We start from the raw sequence: 6,000 nt of genomic DNA on the forward strand, positions 1-6,000 counted from the left end.
CATCGACGTGCAGACCCACGAGATCCGCAGGCGCTTTCTCGACCACTTCGTGAAGGCAGGCCACACCGAAGTGCCGAGCGCCTCGTTGATCCTGGCCGATCCGAACCTGCTGTTCGTCAACGCGGGCATGGTCCCCTTCGTGCCGTTCTTCCTCGGGCAGCAGACCCCGCCCTACTCGCGGGCCACTTCGGTGCAGAAGTGTGTGCGCACCCTCGACATCGAGGAGGTGGGGATCACCACCCGGCACAACACCTTCTTCCAGATGGCAGGCAACTTCTCGTTCGGTGACTACTTCAAGGAAGAAGCCATCACGCACGCGTGGTCGTTGCTGACCGACTCCGTCGACGAGGGCGGCTACGGGATCGATCCCGAAAAGCTTTGGGCAACGGTCTATCTCGACGACGATGAAGCATATGCGATCTGGCACGACAAGATCGGTGTACCGGCCGAACGGATCCAGCGTCGCGGGATGAAGGACAACTACTGGTCGATGGGCATCCCCGGCCCGTGCGGCCCGTGCTCGGAGATCTTCTACGACCGCGGCCCCGACTACGGTGTCGAGGGCGGTCCCGAAGCCGACGAGGACCGCTACATCGAGATCTGGAATCTCGTCTTCATGCAGAACCAGCGGGGTGAGGGCGGCGGGAAGGAAAACTATCCGATCCTGGGTCCCCTGCCCAAGAAGAACATCGATACGGGTATGGGCGTCGAGCGTGTCGCCTTCCTGCTGCAAGGTGTCGAGAATGTCTACGAGACGGACCTGTTGCGGCCGGTCATCGACAAGGCTCAGGAACTCACCGGAAGCCGTTACGGCGCCGACCATGTATCCGACGTGCGATTCCGTGTGATCGCAGATCACGCGCGTACCGCCGCGATGCTGATCGTCGACGGCGTCAACCCCGGCAACGACGGCCGCGGCTACGTTCTGCGCCGACTGCTGCGCCGCATCGTCCGATCGGCTCGTCTGCTCGGCGCCGAGCAGCCCACGATGGCCGAGTTCATGGCTGTCGTGCGCGACACGATGGCACCGTCGTACCCCGAGTTGGCCACCGAGTTCGCGCGCATCGAGACCGTGGCTGTCGGTGAGGAGACAGCGTTCCTCAAGACACTCGGTACCGGCAGCAAGCTGTTCGAAGGCGCCGTCGAGTCGGTGAAGGCCCAGGGCAAGACCGTGCTCGGCGGTTCCGAGGCCTTCGCATTGCACGACACCTACGGGTTCCCGATCGACCTCACTCTCGAGATGGCGTCCGAAGCAGGACTCACCGTCGATGAAGACGGCTTCCGGTCGCTCATGGCCGAGCAACGGCAGCGCGCGAAGGACGATGCCCGTGCGCGCAAGCACGCCCACGCCGACCTGACGATCTACAAGGAACTGCTCGACCGTGGCCCCACCGAGTTCACCGGTTTCAACGAACTCGTCTCGGAAGCACACGTTCTGGCCGTCATCACCGGAGGTGAGCGCCTGCACGCCGCGAGCGCAGGCCAGGACGTCGAACTGATCCTGGACCGCAGCCCGCTGTATGCCGAATCCGGCGGCCAGATCGCCGATGTGGGCACCATCACCGCAACCGGTCTGCGGGTGAAGGTCAACGACGTGCAGAAGATCGCCAAGCAGTTGTGGGTGCACAAGGTCACGGTGCTCGAGGGGCAGGTCGTCGAAGGCGACGCTGTTCTCGTTCAGGTCGATCCGGAATGGCGTAAGGGTGCCACGCAGGGGCACTCGGGCACCCACCTGGTGCACGCTGCGCTGCGGGAGGTACTCGGCCCGAACGCGGTGCAGGCCGGTTCGCTCAACAAGCCCGGTTACCTGCGTTTCGACTTCTCGTGGCCGGGAGCGCTGTCCGAACAGCAGAAGCAGGACATCGAATCCGTCACTAACGAGGCTGTCGCCGCGAACTACCCGGTGAACACCTTCGTCACCGACCTGGACAAGGCCAAGAAAATGGGCGCGATGGCGCTTTTCGGTGAGAACTACGGCGACGAAGTGCGTGTCGTGGAGATGGGCGGGCCGTTCTCGATGGAACTGTGCGGCGGCACGCACGTGCAGCACTCGTCGCACGTCGGCACGGTCACACTGCTCGGAGAGCAGTCCGTCGGCTCGGGTGTCCGCCGAGTGGAGGCCTACGTCGGTCTCGACTCCTATCGGCACCTGGCGAAGGAACGCGCGTTGCTCGCGGGTCTGTCGTCGACACTCAAGGTGCCCTCCGAAGAGGTTCCGGGACGTGTCGAGTCGCTTCTCGAGCGACTCAAGGTCGCCGAGAAGGAACTCGAGAAGAGCCGTGCCGCGAACGTGGCCGCGGCAGCAGGTTCGTTCGCCGACAAAGCGGAACGCATCGGTGATGTTTTCGTCGTCGCGGGCCGAGCACCGGAAGGTGTATCCGGTGCTGCCCTACGCACCCTGGTATCGGACATCCGCGGTCGGCTCGGCAGCGATCCGGCCGTGGTGCTGCTGCTCGGCAGCGCAGACGGCAAGGTGCCGTTCGTCGTGGCGACCAACGACGCTGTGCGGGACAAGGGCATCAAGGCCGGCGACCTCGTGTCGAGCTTCGGCCCGGCGATCGGTGGTCGCGGGGGCGGCAAACCCGACATGGCCCAGGGCCAGGGCTCGGACGCATCGGGTATCGATGCGGCGCTCGACGCGGTCCGCGCCCGAGTGCGCGAGCTGGCCGGCTGATCGTGGCCGAGGTACCCGGCCCTGATCGTCCCGGTTCGGATGATCCGGGCCGGGGGCGTCGTATCGCCATCGATGTCGGCAGTGTGCGGATCGGAGTGGCGTCCTGCGACCCCGACTGCATCCTCGCCACCCCGGTCGAGACTGTGCCGAGGTCCAAGGAGCGCGGCCCCGACGCGCCCGATATCCGGCGCATTGTCCAGATTGTTATGGAATACGAGGCGGTTGAGGTTATCGTCGGGCTGCCGCAGACCCTGCGCGGCGAGCCGGGGAAGGCCGCGAAGCTGGCGAGTTCGTTCGCACGTCGACTTCGTCGGGAGATTCCCGAGGTTCCCGTTCGGATGGCCGATGAACGCTTCACCACGGTCACTGCGGCGCGTGCGCTTCGCGACAGTGGAGTCAGCGCGCGCGGCGCGCGGCCCGTGATCGACCAGGCCGCGGCCGTCGCCATCTTGCAAGGTTGGTTGGACGAGCGGAGTGCAGCATTGAACGTGGCAGACGGGGACCAGGGGAGCGGCCGGTGAGCCGGGACGGACGGTACGGCGACGACACTCCCGACACTCGGCACGGTGGTATGTTCAGCGACCCCTACGCCGGAACCTACGACACCGCAGGTCGCTACACCCCGCCCGCCCCGGAGCCGGCGCCGCGGCGCGAAGAATACAGCCGGGACCGACCCGCTGACGGTCGGCATCCGGACGACGATCCCACCAACATCCTGCATTTCGAGGAAGGCGTGTTCGACGGTCCCCCGCCGCACCGGCAAGTGCAGTTCGAGGACGAACGCGCAGGGGCTCGTCACGACGACGAGTACGTCGGTGGTTACTCATACGCCCAACGTCGAGAAGACGAGTATCACCACGGCGCAGAGTACGACGAGCCAGGTGTATTCGACCGGACCGAGACCATCGCCGCAATACCCGTCGACGACGACATGGACGCCGATTCGTGGGACGACCAGCGCGCGGCCCCGGTCGTCGTGGGCGCCACGACGGAGCAGCGCGCCGAGTCCCGCGCATCGGTGAAGCGTCGCAGGCGAGGGAAGGTCGTCGGCTCCCTGGCAGCCGTGCTGCTTCTCATCGTGGTGGTGGGCGGGGGCTACTTCGCCTACGACCGATTCATGGGTCCGGGGCTGCCGCCCGATTTCGCCGGTCCTCCCGGGCCGGTCGCCATCGTGCAGGTCCATCCGGGCGAAACCGCAACGGAGATCAGCAGTGAAGTCGCCGACAAGGGCGTGACCGCCAGTGCGGACGCGTTCTACAACGCTGCGGTGCAGAACGCAGGCATGAACGCTGTGCACCCCGGCTTCTATGCGATCCCCACCAATATCTCCGGTGTCGACGCAGTCACCGCCTTCGTCTCCCCGGAGAGCCGGGTGGGTGCGCTCGTGGTCTCGGAAGGACGCCAGCTCCACGACATCCGAGACGTCAACACCGGCGCCGTCCGCAAAGGCATCTACACCCTCATCGCAGAAGCAAGCTGCTACGACGATGCCGGTGTCACACACTGCCTGACCTACGAGGAACTCGTCGCAGCCGGCGCGAGCGCCGATCTGGACGCGCTCGGGGTCCCGGCATGGGCGCGCGACGCCGTTGCGCAGGTCCCGGATCGTGAGCGACAGCTCGAAGGTCTCATCGCTGCAGGTAGCTGGGATTTCGATCCCTCCGCCGAGCCCGGAGAGGTGTTGCGGACACTCGTGACCGGCAGCGCCGCACGATACGACGAGACGGGAATCTCTGCCGCTGCGCCGAAGGTGGGCCTGACCCCGTACGAGATGCTCGTCGCCGCGTCCCTGGTCGAGCGCGAAGCCATGCCCGACGATTTCGCGCGGGTCGCACGGGTGATCCTCAACCGACTCGAGATCGACCAGATGCTGCAGTTCGACTCGACGGTCAACTATGCGCTCGATGAGACCGAACTCGCGACCACCGACGCGGACCGTGCACGCGTGACGCCGTGGAACACGTATGCGAGCGTAGGTCTGCCTGCTACCCCGATTTCGTCGCCGAGCATCGGTGCCTTGCAGGCCGTGGAGAACCCGGAACCGGGGGAATGGACGTACTTCGTGACGATCGACGACCAGGGCACGACGTTGTTCGCCGACACCTATGAGGAACACCTCGTCAATACCCAGTTGGCTCTCGAAAGCGGAATTCTCGACAGTGGCAGATGACAACACGAACACGGCCCGCAAGGCCGCAGTACTCGGCAGCCCGATCGGACATTCGAAGTCTCCGCTGCTGCACCTCGCCGCATATCGGGCGCTCGGGCTTGCCGACTGGACCTATGAGCGCATCGAATGCACAGGCGAGCAGCTACCGGATCTCGTGTCCGGTCTCGGCGACGAGTGGGTCGGCTTGTCCGTCACGATGCCCGGCAAGTTCGCCGCGCTCGAGTTCGCGACGGAACGCACCGAGCGGGCGGTCGCGATCGGTTCGGCGAACACCCTCGTCCGCATCGACGGCGGTTGGCGCGCCGACTGCACCGATATCGACGGTGTCAGCGGCGCGCTCGGGACCATCGGCGTACACGATCTGACGGGACGGCCCGCGGTCGTCGTCGGCAACGGCGGCACCTCCCGTCCCGCGATCGTCGGCCTTGCCGACCTGGGTGCCCGTGAGGTGACCGTCGTGGCGCGCTCGGAGCAGCGGGCAGCCGAAACCTTCGACTGCGCCGAGGCCGTGGGGATCACCCCGCGGTGGGTGTCTTTCGATGATCCGGCACTGGGCGAAGTTTGCGGGGCGTCCGGGGCGTTGGTCTCGACGGTGCCCGCTGCCGCGGCAGCTCCGTATGCCGCCACCTTGGCGCGGGCACCGTACATTCTCGACGCGATCTACGACCCGTGGCCGACTCCGCTGGGTGCGGCCGCACACGCGCTTGGCAGCGTCGTGGTCTCGGGTCTGACGATGCTGCTGCATCAGGCTTTCGGCCAGGTGGAACAGTTCACGGGCTGCGCCGCGCCGAGGGACGCAATGGCTGCGGCCGTCGGCCTCGGTTAGCGAATCGAGAAATTTTGGGCCGGTTGTCGTAGCAGGTGTCGAATCCGGCACCTACCGTTCGTGTAGTAGGTGAGAGGCCGGGAACTGCCGGCCGCGCCCGAAGGAGCACGAGATGGCCCAGTACCTGCTCAGCATCTACCTTTCGCGGTGAGAGTGCTCCACCGTTCACGGTGGAGGTGAATCACCGTTACCCAGGGCGACGTTGGGACTCCACGTACTCGGCGATCACGGACAAGGGCGCACCACCTGCGGTGCCGCAGTAATACGACCGCGACCATAAATGCCCGCCCCACAGATACCGAGACACATGCTCCGCATGGTCACGGCGCA

5 protein-coding genes are annotated in these 6,000 nt (G+C 65.9%); 4 read left to right on the forward strand and 1 reads right to left on the reverse strand.

Annotated features, from left to right (window positions below; all coding sequences use genetic code 11):
- Positions 1–7 precede the first annotated feature (7 nt).
- The 4 genes from alaS to MWU77_RS24175 are packed head-to-tail and all read left to right on the forward strand — an operon-like array spanning position 8 to position 5,670.
- Entirely contained in the window at positions 8–2,674 is a 2,667-nt protein-coding gene (gene alaS, locus MWU77_RS24160; RefSeq protein WP_169690993.1) for an alanine--tRNA ligase, read from the forward strand.
- Complete coding sequence (gene ruvX, locus MWU77_RS24165) at positions 2,674–3,195, forward strand: Holliday junction resolvase RuvX (RefSeq protein WP_247274997.1); 522 nt, start codon at positions 2,674–2,676, stop codon at positions 3,193–3,195. The genes alaS and ruvX overlap by 1 nt, the downstream gene beginning before the upstream one ends.
- Complete coding sequence (locus MWU77_RS24170) at positions 3,192–4,844, forward strand: endolytic transglycosylase MltG (RefSeq protein ID WP_247274995.1); 1,653 nt, start codon at positions 3,192–3,194, stop codon at positions 4,842–4,844. The genes ruvX and MWU77_RS24170 overlap by 4 nt, the downstream gene beginning before the upstream one ends.
- Positions 4,834–5,670 (forward strand): shikimate dehydrogenase, encoded by an 837-nt coding sequence (locus MWU77_RS24175; RefSeq protein ID WP_247274996.1) that lies wholly within the window; start codon positions 4,834–4,836, stop codon positions 5,668–5,670. Before MWU77_RS24170 ends, MWU77_RS24175 begins: the two co-directional genes overlap by 11 nt.
- Positions 5,671–5,857: 187 nt before the next feature.
- Here the strand turns inward: MWU77_RS24175 and MWU77_RS25180 are convergent.
- The coding region (locus MWU77_RS25180) for a transposase (protein ID WP_374229975.1) at positions 5,858–6,000 on the reverse strand (143 nt) is incomplete at its 5' end.

Origin of the sequence: Rhodococcus sp. F64268 (assembly GCF_023015605.1) — a bacterium.
Taxonomy (GTDB): Bacteria; Actinomycetota; Actinomycetes; order Mycobacteriales; family Mycobacteriaceae; genus Rhodococcus.